The sequence below is a fragment of the Luteibacter sp. P1_D3 genome, from assembly GCF_056406135.1.
This window is the reverse complement of sequence record NZ_JBFUAT010000026.1, coordinates 34,927-54,246: the sequence shown is the minus strand read 5'-3', so window position 1 is coordinate 54,246 and position 19,320 is coordinate 34,927. Positions and strand designations below refer to the sequence as shown.

General features: G+C 64.9%; 20 protein-coding genes and 1 riboswitch. Of the genes, 6 read left to right on the top strand and 14 right to left on the bottom strand.

Going from position 1 to position 19,320, the window contains the following annotated elements; genetic code table 11:
* Window positions 1-84 precede the first annotated feature (84 nt).
* The 12 genes from AC1DYM_RS16395 to glyA all read right to left on the bottom strand — a co-directional run bounded on the left by AC1DYM_RS16395 (window position 85) and on the right by glyA (window position 10,406).
* Entirely contained in the window at window positions 85-1,059 is a 975-nt protein-coding gene (locus AC1DYM_RS16395; protein ID WP_477340093.1) for a potassium channel beta subunit family protein, read from the bottom strand.
* A 9-nt stretch (window positions 1,060-1,068) separates the two neighbouring features.
* Complete coding sequence (locus tag AC1DYM_RS16390) at window positions 1,069-1,569, bottom strand: phosphatidylglycerophosphatase A family protein (RefSeq protein WP_477340091.1); 501 nt, start codon at window positions 1,567-1,569, stop codon at window positions 1,069-1,071.
* Window positions 1,566-2,519, bottom strand: coding sequence for a thiamine-phosphate kinase (thiL, locus tag AC1DYM_RS16385; RefSeq protein ID WP_477340089.1), 954 nt, complete (start codon window positions 2,517-2,519; stop codon window positions 1,566-1,568). Before thiL ends, AC1DYM_RS16390 begins: the two co-directional genes overlap by 4 nt.
* A gap of 35 nt (window positions 2,520-2,554) precedes the next feature.
* Entirely contained in the window at window positions 2,555-3,004 is a 450-nt protein-coding gene (nusB, locus tag AC1DYM_RS16380; RefSeq protein WP_046969465.1) for a transcription antitermination factor NusB, read from the bottom strand.
* Entirely contained in the window at window positions 3,001-3,468 is a 468-nt protein-coding gene (ribH, locus tag AC1DYM_RS16375) for a 6,7-dimethyl-8-ribityllumazine synthase (protein WP_477340087.1), read from the bottom strand. The genes nusB and ribH overlap by 4 nt, the downstream gene beginning before the upstream one ends.
* 41 nt (window positions 3,469-3,509) lie before the next feature.
* Complete coding sequence (ldcA, locus tag AC1DYM_RS16370; protein ID WP_477340085.1) at window positions 3,510-4,442, bottom strand: muramoyltetrapeptide carboxypeptidase; 933 nt, start codon at window positions 4,440-4,442, stop codon at window positions 3,510-3,512.
* Complete coding sequence (gene ribB, locus AC1DYM_RS16365) at window positions 4,442-5,533, bottom strand: 3,4-dihydroxy-2-butanone-4-phosphate synthase (RefSeq protein ID WP_477340083.1); 1,092 nt, start codon at window positions 5,531-5,533, stop codon at window positions 4,442-4,444. Before ribB ends, ldcA begins: the two co-directional genes overlap by 1 nt.
* 12 nt (window positions 5,534-5,545) lie before the next feature.
* The gene (locus AC1DYM_RS16360; RefSeq protein ID WP_477340081.1) at window positions 5,546-6,187 is read right to left on the bottom strand and encodes a riboflavin synthase; all 642 of its coding nucleotides are present in this window, start codon (window positions 6,185-6,187) and stop codon (window positions 5,546-5,548) included.
* A gap of 125 nt (window positions 6,188-6,312) precedes the next feature.
* A riboswitch (FMN riboswitch) is annotated at window positions 6,313-6,463 on the bottom strand.
* A gap of 84 nt (window positions 6,464-6,547) precedes the next feature.
* Window positions 6,548-7,528 (bottom strand): Gfo/Idh/MocA family protein, encoded by a 981-nt coding sequence (locus AC1DYM_RS16355; protein WP_477340079.1) that lies wholly within the window; start codon window positions 7,526-7,528, stop codon window positions 6,548-6,550.
* Window positions 7,525-8,589, bottom strand: a complete 1,065-nt coding sequence (ribD, locus tag AC1DYM_RS16350; RefSeq protein ID WP_477340118.1) for a bifunctional diaminohydroxyphosphoribosylaminopyrimidine deaminase/5-amino-6-(5-phosphoribosylamino)uracil reductase RibD — start codon at window positions 8,587-8,589, stop codon at window positions 7,525-7,527. Before ribD ends, AC1DYM_RS16355 begins: the two co-directional genes overlap by 4 nt.
* A gap of 41 nt (window positions 8,590-8,630) precedes the next feature.
* Entirely contained in the window at window positions 8,631-9,146 is a 516-nt protein-coding gene (nrdR, locus tag AC1DYM_RS16345) for a transcriptional regulator NrdR (protein WP_477340077.1), read from the bottom strand.
* 3 nt (window positions 9,147-9,149) lie between these two features.
* Window positions 9,150-10,406 carry a serine hydroxymethyltransferase gene (gene glyA, locus AC1DYM_RS16340; RefSeq protein WP_477340075.1) on the bottom strand — a complete coding sequence of 419 codons (1,257 nt, stop codon included), beginning with the start codon at window positions 10,404-10,406 and terminating at the stop codon, window positions 9,150-9,152.
* Window positions 10,407-10,651: 245 nt separating this feature from the next.
* Between glyA and AC1DYM_RS16335 the strand changes: the two genes are divergently transcribed.
* The 3 genes from AC1DYM_RS16335 to AC1DYM_RS16325 all read left to right on the top strand — a co-directional run bounded on the left by AC1DYM_RS16335 (window position 10,652) and on the right by AC1DYM_RS16325 (window position 14,192).
* The gene (locus AC1DYM_RS16335; protein ID WP_477340073.1) at window positions 10,652-11,662 is read left to right on the top strand and encodes a hypothetical protein; all 1,011 of its coding nucleotides are present in this window, start codon (window positions 10,652-10,654) and stop codon (window positions 11,660-11,662) included.
* Window positions 11,663-11,790: 128 nt separating this feature from the next.
* Window positions 11,791-13,125: a hypothetical protein gene (locus AC1DYM_RS16330; protein WP_477340071.1), complete on the top strand. Its 1,335-nt coding sequence runs from the start codon at window positions 11,791-11,793 to the stop codon at window positions 13,123-13,125.
* Window positions 13,122-14,192, top strand: coding sequence for a hypothetical protein (locus AC1DYM_RS16325; RefSeq protein WP_477340070.1), 1,071 nt, complete (start codon window positions 13,122-13,124; stop codon window positions 14,190-14,192). Before AC1DYM_RS16330 ends, AC1DYM_RS16325 begins: the two co-directional genes overlap by 4 nt.
* Window positions 14,193-14,243: 51 nt before the next feature.
* Here the strand turns inward: AC1DYM_RS16325 and AC1DYM_RS16320 are convergent, their stop codons facing one another.
* A complete protein-coding gene (locus AC1DYM_RS16320) occupies window positions 14,244-15,293 on the bottom strand; it encodes a zinc metalloprotease (RefSeq protein ID WP_477340068.1) in 1,050 nt (349 codons plus the stop codon).
* A gap of 238 nt (window positions 15,294-15,531) precedes the next feature.
* Here AC1DYM_RS16320 and ettA point away from each other — a divergent pair, with 238 nt between their 5' ends.
* From ettA to AC1DYM_RS16305, 3 genes are all read left to right on the top strand, one after another.
* On the top strand, window positions 15,532-17,190 hold the full coding sequence (gene ettA, locus AC1DYM_RS16315) for an energy-dependent translational throttle protein EttA (protein WP_046969474.1): 1,659 nt from the start codon (window positions 15,532-15,534) through the stop codon (window positions 17,188-17,190).
* Between the two features lie 127 nt (window positions 17,191-17,317).
* The gene (pyrF, locus tag AC1DYM_RS16310) at window positions 17,318-18,130 is read left to right on the top strand and encodes an orotidine-5'-phosphate decarboxylase (protein ID WP_477340066.1); all 813 of its coding nucleotides are present in this window, start codon (window positions 17,318-17,320) and stop codon (window positions 18,128-18,130) included.
* A 123-nt stretch (window positions 18,131-18,253) separates the two neighbouring features.
* Window positions 18,254-18,637 (top strand): hypothetical protein, encoded by a 384-nt coding sequence (locus tag AC1DYM_RS16305; RefSeq protein ID WP_046969476.1) that lies wholly within the window; start codon window positions 18,254-18,256, stop codon window positions 18,635-18,637.
* 21 nt (window positions 18,638-18,658) lie between these two features.
* Here AC1DYM_RS16305 and def read toward each other — a convergent pair whose 3' ends face one another.
* Window positions 18,659-19,195 (bottom strand): peptide deformylase, encoded by a 537-nt coding sequence (def, locus tag AC1DYM_RS16300; RefSeq protein ID WP_477340064.1) that lies wholly within the window; start codon window positions 19,193-19,195, stop codon window positions 18,659-18,661.
* Between the last annotated feature and the right edge of the window lie 125 nt (window positions 19,196-19,320).

Here is a 19,320-nt window from a genome sequence, read left to right as displayed (position 1 = left end):
GCCGATTCATCGGCGATGGGTGCTCGCCGTAACTTGGCCCGCTGTCGCGGGATCGCCGATGAATCGGCTCCCACAAGAGCGGGGTCAGGCGCCTGACAACGCGCTGTCGATCCGGTGCATCACGGCATCGTCGAACAACGCGACCGCATCGAGCGCCTTCAGGTTTTCTTCCAGCTGCGCCGTCTTGCTCGCTCCGAGGATAACGGTCGAAACATGCGGATTCTTCAGGCACCACGCCAGTGAGAAGCGAGCCATCGGCAGCCCGAGGTCCGCTGCAATCGGCGCCAACGCACGCACCGCCTTCAGCTTCGCTCCATCGTCTTCGAGCAGCGCATCGCGCAACCACGCGTTGCCGGGCTGTCCGAGTCGCGAATCGCCGGGCACGCCGTCGTTGTACTTGCCGGTGAGCAGACCCGACGCCAGCGGCGACCAGATTGTCGTACCCATGCCGTACTGCTCGTACAACGACGCGTACTCGCGTTCGACGCGCTCGCGATGCAGCAGGTTGTACTGCGGCTGCTCCATCGATGGCGCGATGAGATGATTTTCGCGTGCGACACGATGCGCTTCGGCGATGAGCTCAGCCGGCCATTCGCTCGTGCCCCAGTAGAGCACCTTGCCCTGGCGAATCAGCGTATCCATCGCCCACACGGTTTCCAGTACCGGTGTATCCGGATCGGGCCGGTGACAGAAGTACATGTCCAGGTAGTCGACCCGAAGACGCTCGAGTGCCTGGTGGCAGGCATCGAACACATGCTTGCGTGAAAGGCCACGCTGCGTCGGCTTCGGATCGGTAACGGCACCGAAATACACCTTGCTCGACACGCAGTACGCGTCGCGCGGCAGGCGCAAGTCGGCGATCACGTCGCCCATCAGGCGCTCCGCGTCGCCCGCGTTGTACGTCTCGGCGTTGTCGAAGAAGTTCACGCCGTTGTCGTAGGCCAGTGCGATCAGGTCACGCGCTTCGGAGCGGCCGACCTGTCGTCCGAAGGTGACCCAGGCGCCGTACGAGAGGGCGGAGATCTTCAGGCCGGTTGAACCCAGGCGACGGTATTCCATGGCGATTCCTTAGCGAACGAGCAACAGGACCAGATAAAGAACGATGCCGGCGAACAGACCGGCGATCACATCGTCGAGCATGACGCCGAAGCCACCCTTCACGCGTCGGTCGAACCACGCGATCGGCCAGGGCTTCCACACGTCGAAAAGACGAAACAGGGCAAAGCCGAGGATGACGGCCCACCACGGTGCAACCAGCGCGGGCAGGAGCGCGATCCAGAGCCCGACGAATTCGTCCCATACCAGGCTGCGGTGATCGTCGACGCCAAGGATGCGCCCGGCCACGTGACACGCCCATACACCGATCACGAAGGCGACCACGATGACACCGATCCACGCGGGTTCGGAAAGGCCGCGCAGAAGCAACCACGGCACGATGGCGGCAAGCGATCCGAACGTCCCCTGCGCCTTCGGCGCGAAGCCCGATCCGAAACCGCAGGCGATCCACCCGGCAGGCGATGCCATCAGGCGACGGCGGTCGGCGGGATCGAGGACGTACTTCGTGCTCATGCGACGAAGTGGTTCCAGCCGGCACGCGACAGCACCATCTCCGCACCGTCAAGGCCGAGCACGCGCACGCCGGCCCCTTCCACGATGCGCCCGATGCGTGTCGCACCGCCGCCAAGCCGGGCCATGTTCGCCGACACTTCGCCAGCGCGATCGGCCGGCACGGTAAAGCAGAGTTCGTAGTCGTCACCGCCGGACAGTGCGAAATCGAGGGTGTCGGCGTCTTCGAAATGCGTGAGCAACGCAGACGAGCGTGGCAGCATCGCGGCATCGATTTCCGCACCGACACCACTGGCCTTGCAGATGTGCCCGAGGTCGGCGACGAGCCCGTCGGAGACGTCGATGCACGCCGTGGCGATGCCACGCAGACCGTTGCCAGCGGCAACGCGTGGGGTCGGGCGATTGAGTCGCTCGATGAGTGCCGCATAGGGCGAGGCATCCGCCTCGGCGAGGCAACGAAGGCCAGCGGCCGCGTCACCGAGCGTGCCGGTGACCATGATCGCATCGCCCACGCGCGCGCCGGAGCGCAGCAGCGCGTCCCCCGGCGCGGTGAAGCCATGCACGACCACCGTGACGGTCAGCGGGCCACGCGTGGTGTCGCCGCCGATGAGGGCAAGGCGCAGCGGTGTCGCCAGTTCGGCGAACCCGCGTGCGAGGCCGTCGACGAAGGCTTCGTCGCTATCGGGCAGCGTGAGCGCCAGCAACGCCCAGGCCGGCGTCGCACCCATGGCGGCAAGGTCGGAGAGGTTCACCGCGAGCGCCTTCCAGCCGATATCGGCGGCGGCAGTCCCGACGGGGAAATGGACACCTTCGACGAGGGTGTCCACGGCAACCGCCAGTTCGCGACCGGCCGGGACGGCGACCACGGCGGCATCGTCACCGATGCCGGTCAGTACGTCGTCGCGGTGAACGTCCGTATGCCGGCGGATGCGATCGATCAGGTCGAATTCCATGCAGCTTCCTTAGCCCGCGAGGATTCGCGGCATGATCAGGATCGCTTCTCGGCCGTACGCCAATGTGTCGCGAGTTTGTCCAGGACCCCGTTCACATAGCTGTGGCCATGGTCCGCACCGAAGCGCTTGGTGGCCTCGACGGCTTCGTTGATGACCACGCGATACGGCACGTCCGGGCGATACTTCAGCTCGTAGGCACCCATGCGCAGGGCCGACAGCTCGATGGGGTCGATCTGTGACACTTCGCGATCGACGAACGGCTTGATCCCGTCGTCGAGTTCCTTCACGTGCTTTTCCACGCCGCGCAGGATGTCCTCGAAGTATTCGAGGTCGGCGACGACCATGTCCTGCTCGTGACGGAACTGCTCGATGACGTTACCCATCTTGCTGCCGCCGATCTGCCAGGCGTACAGCGCCTGCAGCGCGCGGCGACGCGCGCGCGAACGGGCGGCGAGGTCGATGCCGTGCGGGGGTGTGTTGTTCATTGATCGAGCTTCGCGTAGAGGTTGACCATCTCGATCGCGACCATGGCCGCATCCACGCCCTTGTTGCCGGCCTTGGTACCGGCGCGCTCGATGGCCTGCTCGATGCTGTCGGTCGTGAGGACGCCGAACGACACCGGCACGCCCGAGGCGTAGGCGGCCTGGCCGAGACCCTTGGCAGCTTCACCGGCCACGTAGTCGAAATGCGGGGTCGAGCCGCGGATGACCGCGCCCAGGCCAAGCACGGCGGCGTACTTGCCGGAACCGGCGATCTTATAGGCGGCCTGCGGGATTTCGAACGCGCCGGGCACGCGGATCAGGTCGATCGCGTCTTCTTTCACACCGTGGCGAACCAGCGCGTCACGCGCGCCCTCGACCAGGGGTTCGACGACGAATGCGTTGAAACGGCCGGCAACGATGGCGAAACGGCCCTTGGGGGTGGCGAAATCGCCTTCGATGATCTTCATGGGTAGTCCTGTGGCGGGCGGGCCGCTGGCGGCCGGTTATTTTACGGGGTTTTCGGCCTGGGGTGGCCGCTGAAGGTAAGTACGGCGGTTCCGCCGGCGACAGCGAGCCGTCCCGGGGCACCAAAAGGCAGGGTGAACTTGGCCGCGTCGTGCCCAAACGGCAGGCCACGGACGATCGGGATGCCGGCCACGGCGGCGATCCGTTCGAAGGTCGCGTCAAGGTCGTAGCCGTTGTCGTACTCGGTGGTCCGGTAGCTGGTGAAATCGCCGATGACCAGGGCCTTCTGCCGGGCCAGCACGCCGGCGTGGACCAGATGGTAGAGCATGCGCTCGACCCGGTAGGCCGGCTCGGCGATGTCCTCGACGAAGAGGATCCCACCGTCGATCCCGGGGAAAAACGGCGAACCGATGAGGCTGGTAAGCATGGCCAGGTTGCCACCCCACACCGTGCCTTCGACATCCAGGTCGACGGCGTCCGGCGTGGTCCAGGTGGCGCGGCCTTCGTCGGCGGCCAGCGTGTCCCAGAAGTGGGACCAGGTCTGTGCGTCGAGTTCGGGCGCACCGAAATCCGCGCCCAGCATCGGTCCACCCAGGGTTACCAGACCACTCCGGGCGAAGAGCGCGCACTGCAGGGCCGTGAAGTCACTGTGCCCGACAAGGGCGAGCGGCGCCTCGCCGAGGCGGTCGCGCAGCCCTTCGTAATCGAGCAGGGGCAATAAGGGATGCGCGCCGTAGCCACCCCGAATGGCCAGGGCCACATCGGGCAAGGGCTTCGACGCATCGGCCAGCGCATTGATGTCCGCAGCGCGTTCGGCATCGCTGCCCGCGAAACGAAGCTGGCGGCGCTCGAGGACGTCCTTGCCCTGCACCGTGTGGCCAGCCTCTTCCAGTCGCGCGATGCCGCGAGCCATGGCTTCGGGGTTGTGCGGGTAACCGGAAGGAGCGATCAGGCGAATATCGTATGTCGGGGTCATCAACCAGCTTGCTCCACCACTTCCAGACCGAAGCCCGCGATGCCGACCAGCTTACGCGGGGTGCCGATGACGCGTAGTCGTCTCACACCCAGGTCGGCGAGGATCTGCGCACCGAGACCGGTCTGGCGCCATTCCTGGTCGTCCTTCGGTGCTGGCATCGGTGCCACGTCACGCCTCAGACGCGCCAGCAGGGCGTCCGGCGTATCTTCGCCGGAAAGCACCACCAGTACGCCACGCTGTTCGGCGTCGATCTTGCGCAATGCCTCGGTGACGGTCTGGCCGAGATCGTCGCGCTTGAGATGGAGGACGTCCGAAAGCGTGTTGCGCACATGCACCCGGGTAAGCACCGGCTCGCCGTTGGCAACATCGCCACGAACGAGGGCGAAGTGCAGGCCGCGACGGATGCCGTCGCGATAGGCGACCAGCCGGAACGGTCCGAACTCGGTGTCCACGTCTTCTTCGTGCACCCGCTCGATCGTCTTCTCGGTTTCGAGGCGATAGCGGATGAGGTCCGCGATCGTGCCGATCTTCAGGCCGTGCTTCGCGGCGAAGATCTCCAGCTCCGGACGACGTGCCATCGAGCCGTCGTCGTGCAGGATCTCGATCAGCACCGACGCGGGTTGCATGCCCGCCAGGCTGGCCAGGTCGCAACCGGCTTCCGTGTGCCCGGCCCGGCTGAGGACGCCACCGGCCTGTGCCGTCAGCGGGAAAATGTGCCCCGGCATGGTGATGTCGGCGGGCTTCGCATCCGCGGCAGCGGCGACCTGGATGGTGCGCGCGCGGTCGTGGGCGGAGATGCCCGTGGTCACGCCCTCGGCGGCCTCGATCGAGACGGTGAAGTTGGTGTGGTACGGCGAGTTGTTATCGCTGACCATCGGCTTGAGGCCGAGCTGTCGCGTATGTTTCTCGGTGAGCGTCAGGCACAGCAGGCCACGAGCCTCGCGGACCATGAAGTTGACGTCCTCGGGGCGCACCTTCTCGGCGGCCATGACGATATCGCCCTCGTTTTCACGGTCTTCGTCATCGAGGATGACGACCATGCGGCCCTGGCGGAAGTCTTCGAGGATCTCGGGAATCGTATTGAAAGGCATGGGAGGTCCGGGTCAGACGAAGCCGTGTTGCTTCAGGAAGGCCTCGTCGAGGCGCGGGGTGTCACCAGCGGAAAGCAGGCGTTCGATGTAGCGGGCGACCACGTCCACTTCGATGTTCACGCCGTCGCCGGCGCGACGCGCGGCGAACGTCGTGTGTTCCACCGTATGGGGAATGAGGTTCACGCCGAAGCGATTGCCGTTCACTTCGTTCACCGTGAGGCTGGTGCCGTCGATGCAGACCGAGCCCTTGTGAGCGATGTAGCGCGCGATGTCACTGGGCACCTCGAAGGTCCAGCGCAGCGAGCGGCCGTCGGGAACGACGGAGACGACCTTGCCCGCCCCGTCCACATGGCCGGAAACCAGATGGCCACCGAGGCGGTCGGCCAGGCGTAGCGCCTTTTCCAGGTTCACGGTGTCGCCGGCCTTGTGCTTGCCGAGCGTGGTGTGGGCGAGGGTTTCATTGGAGACGTCGGCGGCGAAGCTCGTCGCGTCGAAGTCGATCACGGTCAGGCAGACGCCGGAGACCGAAATGCTGTCGCCCAGGGCCACATCGGCCATGTCGAGTGCGGCGGTATCGACGACGAGGCGCACGTCGCCACCACGCGGTTCCAGCCGCGCGATGCGGCCGACGGCCTGGATGATGCCGGTGAACATATCAGTGGCCTCCCTGCAGGGAGAGCACGATGGCGATCTGGTTTTTCATGAAACGTTTCCCGCGGTAATGAGCGAAAAACGCCCCAAGGCGCATGGCGTCGAGCGTCCCCGGGGGAACGTGCGATCGCCGTCTTCTTTCATCCGGACTGTGACCGTCGGCTCCGGCGTCGGACCGGATCTGCTGACCTTCCGGCCGAAACCGGAAGCGCTCGCGGGCTCGTTTCCTCGCGGAAACCTACCGCCGGTGGGGAGTTTCGCCCCGCCCTGAAGACGCTGTGGAGGCTGGTTTCCCAAGGGAAACCGGCCGGCGAAGAATAGCATGGGGTCCGCCAGCCCAATTGCAACAACCGAACCCACCCGTCAGGCTTTCAGCACCTGGTCCATCACCCAGTTCGTCCGCGCGCCGCTCTCGGCCGTCGAGGGACACACGCCCTTTCCGGTGAGTTCGGCCACGATGGATTCGATCAGTGGCTGTTGTATGTGCCGGGGATTCGCCAAAAGGATGTCTTCCACATGGCCGCCGGCTTCGAGGCGAATGGCCTCTTCGCCGAAGGTGGCGAAAACCAGCCGACCACGGTCGCCAACGATTTCGACCCGATCCTCCCGCCGGTCCGCACAGAAGTTCCACAACCCCGTGCCAAGCACCCCGGAGCCGAACCCGAAGGCCATGGCCACGGTGTCCTCGGCCGGATAGGCGTCCATCTGGTGCGAGACCATGCCACGCGCTTCGACGATGGGACCGAGCAGGAAGTCGAGGATATCCAGCGTGTGGCAACCAATGTCGACGAAGATGCCACCACCCGACAACGCGGGACGTACCGTCCAGGGCAGGTTGGCCGGATCCTGGTAGCGTGCCTCGAAGGGATGATGCAGGAGCACGTTGACCAGCCGCGGCGTGCCGATGGCACCCTCGGCAAGCAGCGCCGCGATGCGCAGGAACCTCGGCAGCATGCGACGGTAATAGGCCACGAACACCGGCACGTGGGCCGCCCTGCCCGCCTCGACAATGGCCATGCATGCCGCATGGTCCATCGCCATGGGCTTTTCGACGTAGACGGGCTTGCCGGCAGCGATCGCCATCAGCGCATAGTCGCGGTGACTCGACGGCGGCGTCGCGATGTAGATGGCGTCGACGGTCGGGTCGGCGATGAGTGCCGCCGCGTCGTCGTACCAACGTGGCACCCCGTGGCGTTGCGCGTAATCGCGCGCCTTGTCGCCGTCCCGACGCATCACCGCGACCAGGGAGGAATCGGGGACTTTCGAGAACGCGGGGCCGCTCTTGACCTCGGTCACCGCACCGCAGCCAATGATGCCCCAACGTACGTGGGACAGCGTACTCACCGGGTGGGACGAAGCTGCAGGCGCATATCGTCGCCGACCTGCCGGCGGTCCACCGTGTGCAGCTTCCAGCGCGACGCCATGTCGTCCAGCGGCGGCAGGTTGAGCATCGGACGGCCGGTATGACCCAGCAGGATCGGCGCGATGTAGACGAGCAGTTCGTCAGCCAGGCCAGCGGCGAGCAGCGCACCACAGAGCACTGGACCGGCTTCGACATGCACTTCGTTGACGTCCTCGCGCGCCAGCCAGTGAAGGACCGCGCGTAAATCGAGACCACCGCCATCGTCTCGACGCATGGCGGCGCGACGGACGTCGGAAAGATGCCCGGGCACGGCCGCGTCCTCCGCATGAAACAGCACCGTCGGTGCGGTGCCGTCCAGCACATGTGCGCCTGCCGGCGTACGCAGGCGTGTATCGACGATCGCACGCAAGGGCGGCACGAAGGCCTCGCCTTCCGGCAGCCGCGCGGTGAGGTGAGGGTCGTCGGCAAGCACCGTGCCGCTCGCGGAAAGGATCGCCGACGCACGCGCGCGCCAACGCTGTACGTCGGCACGCGCGGCCTCACCGGTGATCCACTTCGATGAGCCGTCGGCGAGCGCGGTGCGTCCGTCCAGGCTCATCGCCAGCTTCACCCGCACCCACGGGCGCTGCCGCTCGATGCGACTGAAGAAACCGATGTTCAGCTCGCGCGCGGCATCGCGCATCAGGCCGACCTGTACGCCGATACCCGCCTCGCGCAGCTTCGCGATACCGGCGCCATCGACCTTGTCGAACGGGTCTTCGTGCGCAATCACCACGCGACCGACACCTGCGGCGATCAAGGCGTCGGCGCAAGGCGGCGTCCGGCCGTGGTGGGCGCAGGGTTCCAGCGTGACGTAAGCGGTAGCGCCGCGTGCGGATTCACCTGCTTCGCGCAGCGCGAAGATTTCCGCGTGCGGTTGCCCCGCGCGCGGATGCCAGCCGGTGCCCAGCACGGTGTCGCCGCGCGCAATGACGCAACCCACGCGCGGGTTCGGTTGGGTGGTGTACAGGCCGCGCTCGGCCAGGCGCAGGGCATGCGCCATGTGTACGTGGTCCATGGCGGGGAAGAACGGCCGCGACATGGTCAGCTCTTGCGCCCACGCCTGGTTGCGTCGAGCAACGGCAGTTGCAGGCCTTCGAGCGACGGCAGGTCGCGTTCGAGCTTCTCGATCTCCTCGCGAAAGGCGTGAACGTCCTCGAACCGGCGGTACACGGAGGCGAAGCGCACGTACGCGACCTGGTCGAGCGCTTTCAGTTCGCGCATCACCAACTCACCCACCTGCCGCGATGGGACTTCGCGCTCGCCGCAGCGACGCAGGTCGTTGACCACGGCGCGCACCGCACCGTCCACCGCGTCGCTGGCCACGGGACGCTTCTGCAAGGCGCGCTCGAAACCCACACGCAACTTGTGTTCGTCGAAAGGCTCCCGACGATCGCCGGATTTGACGATCGCCGGAAGCTTCAGCTCTGCCGTTTCGAACGTATTGAAACGCTCGCTGCATTGCGGACACTCACGGCGACGCCGCACCGTGCCACCGTCCTCCGTGAGACGGGAGTCGATGACACGCGTGTCTTCGTGCTGGCAGAACGGACAGTGCATCGATCAGCCGTAGACCGGGAATCGTGCGCACTGTGCCGTGACCTTCTCACGCACGCTGGCGATGACCGAATCGTCACCCGGGGCGTCGAGCACGTCGCACATCCACTGGGTGAGTTCCACCGTGGCGGCTTCATCGTAGCCGCGGGTGGTGATGGCCGGCGTACCGACGCGCAGGCCCGAGGTGACGAAGGGCGAGCGCGGATCGTTCGGCACCGCGTTCTTGTTTACGGTGATGTGCGCCTTGCCCAGGGCCGCTTCCGCGTCCTTGCCGGTCGCGTCGCGACCGATCAGGTCAATCAGCATGAGGTGGTTCTCGGTGCCGCCGGAGACGATCTTGTAGCCGCGTTCGATGAAGGTCTTCGCCATGGCCTTGGCGTTCTTCACGACCTGTGCCTGGTAGGTCTTGAACGAGGGTTCCAGCGCCTCCTTGAAGGCAACGGCCTTGGCCGCGATCACGTGCATCAGCGGCCCGCCCTGGATGCCCGGGAAGACGATCGACTGGAGTTTCTTCTCCAGTTCCTCGCCCAGGCCTTTGGCGACGATGATGCCGCCGCGCGGTCCGCGCAGCGTCTTGTGCGTGGTCGAGGTGACGACGTGCGCGTGCTCGATCGGGTTCGGGTATTCGCCCGCGGCGACCAGGCCGGCGATATGGGCCATGTCGACGAACAGGTAGGCGCCGACTTTGTCCGCGATGGCGCGAAAACGGCCCCAGTCGAGAATCTGCGAGTAAGCGGAAAAGCCGGCGACGATCATCTTCGGCTTGTGCTCGACGGCGAGGCGCTCGACTTCGTTGTAGTCGACGAGGCCCGACACCGGGTCGATACCGTACTGCACGGCATTGAAGAGCTTGCCCGACAGGTTGACCTTGGCACCGTGGGTGAGATGTCCACCATGGGCCAGGCTCATACCCAGGATGGTGTCGCCCGGCTGCAGGAGCGCGAAGTACACGGCCTGGTTGGCCTGCGAGCCGGAATGCGGCTGCACGTTGGCGTAATCGGCGCCGAATAGTTGCTTCAGACGGTCGATGGCGAGCTTCTCGGCCACGTCGACGTATTCGCAGCCACCGTAGTAGCGCTTGCCCGGATAGCCCTCGGCGTACTTGTTGGTGAGCACCGAACCCTGGGCTTCCATCACGCGCGGGCTGGCGTAGTTCTCGGAGGCGATCAGTTCGACGTGATCTTCCTGGCGACGGGCCTCGTTGGCGATGGCCTTGGCCAGTTCGTCGTCATAGCCGGCGATCGTTGCATCCTTCGGGAACATCTCGACCTCTTGGGGGCAGGTGGGAAAGAAGACGGAAAGTGTAGCGCTCGCGGGCGTTTGCGGCCACTGCCCAGCGTCTCACCAGCCCCGCTATCCGCCTGGATGCGCCCCGCGGGGACGTCCCGGAGGTTTCCCCGACGTAAAACCCAGTGCTCGGACTACAGCCCCTCCCCGTGGGGCTGCGTAGGCTCTGCCTCGGGCCAGGAAGGCCCAGCCCCGCCGAAAGGAAAGCACCGATGCCATTCATGACCCGTAAGCTCACCCTTACTCTCGCCGTCAGCCTGACCGCAGCCGCCTGGCAGGCTGAGATCCTCGCGCAAACGCCTGCTGCAAGCGTGTTTGACGCACACATCGCCGCCGGGTTACCCCAGGCCTTCGTGCTTCCCCGCGAGACCGATGACGAACGAGGCCCCGGCGTGGACCGGGTCGTGATCGAGGAGCGTCTCGATACCGACGTCGCCTACCCCGATGGCAGCCACGCCACGACGTACGCCGGAACGGCTGGCAGCCATGAAGCCGTCTTCACCCGCCTGGGCAAGACCTTGAGCGTCTCGGTACTCGGTCAGTCGGTCGAGGCCGGGGCCACGATCGCTCAGCATCGAACTTCACCGGCACCCGTGCCGGACGATGCGATCGTTCCATCGTTCACACCCCCCGCACGCATCTACGCAGCGCTTGCAAACCATCCTCCTGCGGAACTCCGGTTCTGGATTTTCCTGCACGACGATGCAGGCGAATCGAACTATGCGAAGTTTCACAACTGGTATGTCGCGTGGTGGATCCGCGACATGGAGAAAACCGTCAAGCCGGGCGTTCCGGTAAAAGTCTTCATCAAGGACCACCTTCCCGGCGTCACCGATTTCGACTATCGGCAAGGGCGTCGCGACGAGTCCCTGTTCGCCTTCAGGAGCGCGGCGGATGGGTACCTCTACAAGATGGGTGTCATGCCGTCCGCACTGACCAAGGTCATGCTCTTCGTGGGCGATCGGCCGGATAACTGGAAAGGTGCCTACGGCATCGCACTGCCGCGCGACACGGTGGCGATGGCGGCCGGCACCGGGCCGCGACACGGCGTCGCCCACGAATTCGGGCATACCCTGAACGCGCTGCATGAATACGCCGAAACGCGCTTTCCCTGCGTGACCAACATGAGCGCCTATGTGCCCGGCTTCTTCAGCTGCCAGATCTACTCGGGACAAAACGATGTACAGATCAGGGAGTACGTGCAGCAAACGGTCGAGCGCGAAGCCAATTGAGCGTCGTGGGTAAGGCAACGCCGGTCTTGCGGCCGAATCGGCCGCGTCGTCCGTAGGCCTCGGAAATAAAGGAGGGCCGTCACGCTAGGTTGCGTGGACATCCTTCCAACCCGAACGAGACGCCCCCCATGACAACACGCACACCCCTCTCCGCGTTCATCCTGCTGGCGCTTTCGACAACAGCAACCCACGCGGCGACATGGGACGCCTCCACCTCGCTAGGCGTGTTCGACCAACACATTGCCAGTGGCCTGCCGCTTCGCGGCCTTCGCATTCTGGCCACGGACGACACGGGTCGGCTCACGCGAGCTCGACTCAACGTCGATACCCAGCTGGACACCCGGGTCATGCTGCCCGACGGCAGCCACATCGTTACCTACGTGGGCCAATGGCGGGGCAAGCAGGTCACCGTTTCTCGCGGCGACGGTCAGTTGCTCATCGACACCGGTGAAACGACGACCACACCCCCGGCGACATCTGGCGACTCCGTCGCGCGATTCGACCTCGCCATCGCCGCCGGACTGCCGGCACGCATTCCCCTCGATGGCAACGTGGTGACTGCTGCTCGAGCCGCCGCCGACGCGCTGGTCGTACTCGAGGCCTTCGGTGGTGACATCGTGTTCGCCGACGGCAGCCATGGCCAGATGTATGACGCCACATGGCACGGGTCATCGGTTGTCGTCACCCGATCGGGCAACCACCTCGATATTACCTCGCTGTCAGCGACCGGCATCGGCATCACGGGCTTCACCGCCGGAAGCGACGCGGTCGAATACGAAAGCCTGCCCGCTGAAACGACGGCCGAAAAGGGCTTGCCTGGCCCGAGCAGCGCATTCGCCGTTCCGTCGCGCACTGCCGCGATGACTTCGGAGGATCTCAACCCGAGCCGGCTAACCTTCCATCTCATGCTTCACGACGATGTCGGCGTCAACTCGCAGCACATTCACGCCGGTTATGTGGCGTGGTGGCTGGCCGACCTGCAGCGCAATGTCCTTCCCGGCAAGAAGGTCGACCTGCTCTACAGTCACCGGATTCCCGGCGTCACCGACGTGAAGTACAAATACATCGGTTCACTGCACGACTGGTCGGATGTCGTCGGGCACTACGCGCTGGAACAGGGCATCCCGCGCACCTACAAACACAAGTTCATGCTCATCGTTAAGGGCCTTCCCGAACCGGAGCGTCACGGTCGCTCCTGGCAAAAGGGTGGGGAAGGCATCGCGTCGATCAGCGGAAGGTACCCGGAAATCGCCCACCAACTTGGCCACCTCCTGGGCGCGACTCACGCCAGGGCCGAGGTCCGCTACGGTGGATGGTGGTGTGAAACCAATATGTACACACCCAGCCTGATCGTGCGCTCGAACTGCTATGGCTATTCGGCGGAGAATGCATACCAAATGAGGGAGTACATCACGACCGCCGACGGCCACATCGAGAACAGTCGCTGGTCGGAAGACCGATGACCATGCGGCTTTACGGTGCCGCCCGGGCCATGCTCGTGCTGTCGCCGTCATGGGTTACGCCGACAGGCCCTGCCGTCATCGATCAGTTCGATGCRCTGGCCGCAGGATCGCTGCCCATCGGCCTGAACGTTCCCGCCTTCGACCGTGGCTCGGACGAGGGCCGCATGTCGACCCTCGTCGTGACCTCGCGGCTGCACAGTTCAGTGACCTTCCCTGACGAAGGGCCGTCGATCGTCTACGACGCAAGTCTCGACGGTTTACCGGCGGTGGTGACACGATCCAGCAAGGGCCTGGATATCAGCGTCGTCAGGCAGGATGGCGTACACGTCACCACGATGACCTCGGGTATAGCGACCATCGAGCATACGCACGGACTCGCCGCCGGTACCCGGACACCTGTCGAGGAAGACAAGCGAAGGCGTCGTCGCTCAGTTGAATACGACTTCGACGACGATGTCGAAGAGGTCAGCGGGCCCATGGAGCCGATGCCGCTGGCAGACCCTTTCGCGCCGCTCGAGATACGGGTTTTCCTGCACGCCGAGATGCGCGTGAGCGAGGCGAGGAGCATCCATGCCGGCTATGTCGCATGGTGGTTGCGCGACATGGAATCGAACATCCTGCCCTCCGACATGCCGATCAATGTCACTTACATGCAGCCGATTTCAGGTATCAGTGACTTCTCCTACGGCACCGCCTCGTCACTGAACACCTGGCACGCCGCGGTCGACCGGTTCACGAGAAGCCGGGGTATCCGCCGGTCATGGAAGAACAAATATGTGCTCGTCACACGGTACCAGCCCGCGGAAGGAAAACTGGGCCAGGCCAGGCCAGCGAGCGGCGTGGCCATTGCAGGATTGTCCGGCCCTTACAGCGTTGTCGCGCATGAACTGGGGCACCTGTTCGGGGCCCGACATGCCGACGCGGAGTGGCGATGGGGCTGGTGGCCGTGTACGACCAGCATGCACTTCAACAACGCGGGCCTTCTGGCCAATTGCTATGAATACTCGGCGCCGAACGTCGCTCGCATCCGGCAATATGTCGATCTCAAGGGATACCTTCCTCCCTGAGGGCGTCCCACCGAACTGGCCCTCTCATGAGAGGGCCAGCGGGAGCCATGCTCACTCGGGTGAGGGTGCGTCCATCATGCGACGCGGCGCGTATGTGTCCGGCCCGTGCCTCATGTATGAACGGATGGCACGCCGATTGGCGGAGGAATATTCCAGGCAGTCCGCACGCACCCGACTCGAAATGGAAAGCATGTTGGTCTCACACCCCCACCAGCCGCGCGTCTCTCCGGCGGTGTGGGTGGCGCCCAGCATATGGCCGATCTCGTGGGCGACAATCCTGGAACGACCAGCGATCGATGCAATGGCCTCGTTGCCGCCTTCATAAGCTACGCCCGTCGTCCCCGGCATGGGCCGTCCGGCCGTGAGCAACACGTACTTGTGCTTGTAGGACTGGTCCACGCCGAGACCGTACCGGGGATCCATGACTTTCAGCGTAAGTTCGAACTGCCTTAGCGATTCGACACCACCGTAGGCCATCGAGGTCAACCAGGGCAGTTTCTCCCAATAGCTGACATGCATCGTCTCCACTGACAGCACGTTGACCGCCATGTCGGCCAGCCACCACGCCACAAAGCGTGCATGCAGCTCCCTGGCATCTCGGTCGAGCAGGTCGTCGTGCTTCAGGAAGTGAAAATGCAGGATATGCGCTGCCGGATCCTCGAAGTGGCCGGGTGCGAGCGAGCGACGTGTCCGCGTGGCGTCCGGCGCCTCGTTCATGGGTGCATGATTGACCGACGCCAGCTCCTCCGGAGTAGCGTGGAACGACGTCACTTCGGTATCGCCGTTACGCATGACGGTCGCATCCAGGGAGTCGCCTGCTCGCGTGAATACGGCTGCCTCACCTTGAAAGACCCCGTTGTACATGGATCCCCGGATGTCGCCGGGAAAAGAGACATCGACGTTCAGGCGGCGCCGGACGGAAAAGTCCGATCCGGAGCGCTTCGTCCGGGCGAGTGCGTCGGGGGGACCCTCCTCCGCCGTGGCCAGTTGGGCGACCGCGGCGTCGAAGCGGGCGACCATTCCGGGGGTAGCTGCTGTCGCGGCGGCGGGGACCAGGGCGAGGGCGAAGGACAGGCAACTGAAACGGGGGTGGAAAACCATCGTGGGCGGACTCCGTGGGGAAGGCCGTCCAGTCTCGGGGCCGCGCCTGAAAGCGTCTGCGGGGCGAGTGCCCGGCCAGGTACGACGGGTCTCCGCCGGTTCGAGTCCGCTCCCGCCCACGCGAGCCCCTGGCGTGTCGCCTGCGACAGCGCCCCGGCACCCGAAGCCGCTATAATCGGGGTTTGCCCACCCGGCGTGCATCGGCCCCGGGGGCGCGGCCTTGGCCTACGGAGCATCCATGCAGTACATCTACACCATGAACGGGGTGAGCAAGATCGTCCCCCCGAAGCGCCAGATCATCAAGGACATCTCCCTGTCCTTCTTCCCCGGCGCCAAGATCGGCCTGCTGGGCATCAACGGCTCGGGCAAGTCGACGGTGCTGCGGATCATGGCCGGCGTCGACACCGACTTCCAGGGTGAGGCGCGCGCCAATCCGGGCACCAAGATCGGCTACCTGGCCCAGGAACCGGACCTCGATCCGACCAAGACCGTCCGCGAAGTGGTCGAAGAAGGCGTCGCCGAAGTCCTCGATGCACAGAAGCGCCTGGAAGAGGTGTACGCCGCCTATGCCGAGGAAGGTGCCGATTTCGACAAGCTGGCCAAGGAGCAGGAAGCCCTCGAGGGCATTCTCGCCGCGAACGACGCGCACGCCCTCGAGCGCCAGCTCGAAGTGGCCGCCGACGCCCTTCGCCTGCCGCCGTGGGAAGCCCTGGTCGGACCGTTGTCCGGTGGTGAGAAGCGCCGCGTCGCCCTGTGCCGCCTGCTGCTGTCGAAGCCGGACATGCTCCTGCTCGACGAGCCGACCAACCATCTGGACGCCGAGTCGGTGGACTGGCTGGAGACCTTCCTGCACGACTACCCCGGCACCGTCGTGGCGGTCACGCATGATCGCTACTTCCTCGACAACGCGGCCGAGTGGATCCTCGAACTCGATCGCGGTCGTGGCATTCCCTGGAAGGGCAACTACACCGAGTGGCTGGAGCAGAAGGGCGAGCGCCTGCAGCAGGAAGCCAACCAGGAAAAGTCGCGCCAGAAGGCACTGGCGAAGGAGCTGGAGTGGATCCGCACGGCCGCCAAGGGACGTCAGTCCAAGGGCAAGGCGCGCATCAACCGTTTCGAAGAGCTGAACTCGGTCGAGTACCAGCGCCGTAACGAAACGAACGAAATCTTCATCCCGCCGGGCGAGCGCCTGGGCCAGGAGGTGATCGAGTTCAAGAACGTCACCAAGTCGTTCGGTGACCGCGTGCTCATCGAAGACCTGTCGTTCAAGATTCCGCCGGGCGCCATCGTCGGCATCATCGGCCCGAACGGCGCGGGTAAATCCACGCTCATGAAGATGATCATGAACCTGGAGAAGCCGGACACCGGTGAGGTCAAGCACGGCCACACGGTCAAGCTGGCCTACGTGGACCAGTCGCGTGACGCGCTCGACCCGAAGAACAACGTCTGGCAGGAAGTGTCGGGCGGCTCGGACATCCTGCAGATCGGCAACTTCGAGATCCAGTCGCGCGCCTACATCGGCCGCTTCAACTTCAAGGGCACCGACCAGCAGAAGATCGTCGGCAGCCTGTCCGGTGGTGAGCGTGGCCGCCTGCACATGGCCAAGACCCTGCTCCAGGGTGGCAACGTGCTCCTGCTCGATGAGCCGTCCAACGATCTGGACGTCGAAACGCTGCGCGCGCTGGAAGACGCGCTGCTCGAGTTCCCGGGCTGCGCTGTGGTCATCTCGCATGACCGCTGGTTCCTGGATCGCATCGCCACGCACATCATTGCGTTCGAGGGCGATTCCCACGTCGAGTTCTTCCCCGGCAACTACAACGAGTACGAAGCCGACAAGAAGCGCCGTTTTGGCGACGATGCCGGCCCGAAGCGCGTCAAATACAAAAAGCTGGTCTGACAGAACCAGCCCCCTGTAGGAGCCGATTCATCGGCGATAGGCCTTCCAGCTTCACCGCTTCGTTGGCTTTTCGCCGATGAATCGGCTCCTACATTTTTCAGACACCACAAACAAAGCGAAGCCGACCATGAACTTCATGACCGCCCTGAAGGACGCCTGGCGTCGCAACGACTCCCTGGTCTGTGTCGGCCTCGACCCGGAACCCGGCCGCCTTCCCGCCGGCCTCTCCGGCAACGAGGGCATCTTCTCCTTCTGCCGTGACATCGTCGACGCGACTGCCGGGCTGGTCTGCGCCTATAAACCCCAGATCGCCCACTTCGCCGCRCAGCGTGCGGAAGGCGTGCTGGAGCGACTGATCGCCCATATCCATGAGCGGCACCCCGGCATTCCGGTGATCCTCGATGCCAAACGCGGCGATATCGGCTCCACGGCCCGGCACTATGCCGCCGAGGCGTTCGAGCGCTACGACGCCGACGCCGTCACCCTGAACCCCTACCTCGGCCGGGACTCCATCGAGCCCTTCCTGGAACGCGCGGACAAGGGCGTGATCCTGCTCTGCCGCACGTCCAACCCCGGTGGCGCCGATTTCCAGGCGCTCGACTGCGGCGGCCAGCCGCTCTACATCCGGGTGGCGGAGACGATCGCGCGGGATTGGAACGGAAACGGCAACTGTGCGCTGGTGACGGGTGCAACCTGGCCGGAAGAGCTCGGTCGGGTTCGCGCCGTGGTCGGCGACATGCCCTTGCTGGTCCCCGGCATCGGCGCCCAGGGTGGCGACATCGAGGCTGTCATGACTCAGGGAAGGACCCGGGACGGCACCGGCCTGATGATTTCTTCTTCGCGCGCCATCCTTTACGCTAGCGCCGGCTCGGACTTCGCGGACGTAGCACATCGGGCGGCGGATGAAATGAGAAAATCGGTCAACTCGTACCGCCAATAAGCAGCGAAACGGAAAACAGTCGTAAATTGTACGACTTGGCAACTGCAAAAGGCTTACGCTGCTACTCCGGGCTATCCAACAATACGGGGTCTTGAAGCGCCAAAGCGCTCAGCCGGAGCTGTCATGCCACCTATCAACCGAGGTTTTTCCCAACGCTTGCATGTCGCGCTGGACATGGCTGGCGTGAAGAAAGGCCGCGGGCGGATCACCCAGCTGGCCGATCTCTTCGACGTCAGCCGGGAAACCGCCCGAAAGTGGCTCAGCGATCTCGGCCTGCCGGAACTGGAACGCCAGATCGACATGGCGACCCGGTTCGGCGTGAACTTCGAATGGCTGGCCACCGGCCGCGGCGCTCCGAACGGCGCCACGGGCGTGCGGGAGAGCCCCGCCCTGTATCGCGCCGACTCGCGGGAGCAGTTGCGCCTGGTCGGGCTGGTGAGCCGCCTGCCCAAGGAGCGCCGAAAGGCACTCCTGGTGATCGTCGAAGCGCTGGCCGAGGCCGAATAAACGCCGGCGCCACGAATCACCTCAATCGTCGCCGATGTCCATGCCAGGAAAAAGCACTTCGGTGTAGCCGAACTTGCCGAAATCGGTGATCCGCGAAGGGTAGAGGCGGCCGATCAGATGGTCGCACTCATGCTGGACCACCCGGGCGTGAAAGCCTTCCGCCGTACGGTCGATGACCTCGCCCTTGGGGCCAACACCCTGGTAGCGGATCAACRAATAACGATTCACCGCCCCGCGTAGCCCGGGGACGGAAAGGCAGCCTTCCCAGCCCTCTTCCATGTCCTGCGACAGCGGTGTGATCACCGGATTGAGCAGGATGGTTTCCGGCACCGGCGGCGCCTCCGGATAACGCTCGCTGCTGTCGAACCCGAAGATCACCAGTTGCAGGTCCACACCGATCTGCGGCGCTGCCAGGCCCACGCCACCGGCGTGGTGCATCGTGTCGAACATGTCGGCGATGAGGGCATCCAGTTCGGTGCTGCCGATCATCGCGTCGGGAACCGGCGGCGCAATGCGCAGCAGGCGCTCGTCGCCCATCTTAAGAATCTCGTGAATCATCGTTATCGCCAGGGGAGTGGGGATGACCCGAGCATACGATGCCGGCCGGCCATTCGACCAATGGCTAATACGACAGGCCCTCGTCACGCATTGACCCCCGTGACCGGGGGGACGACCCTTGTCCC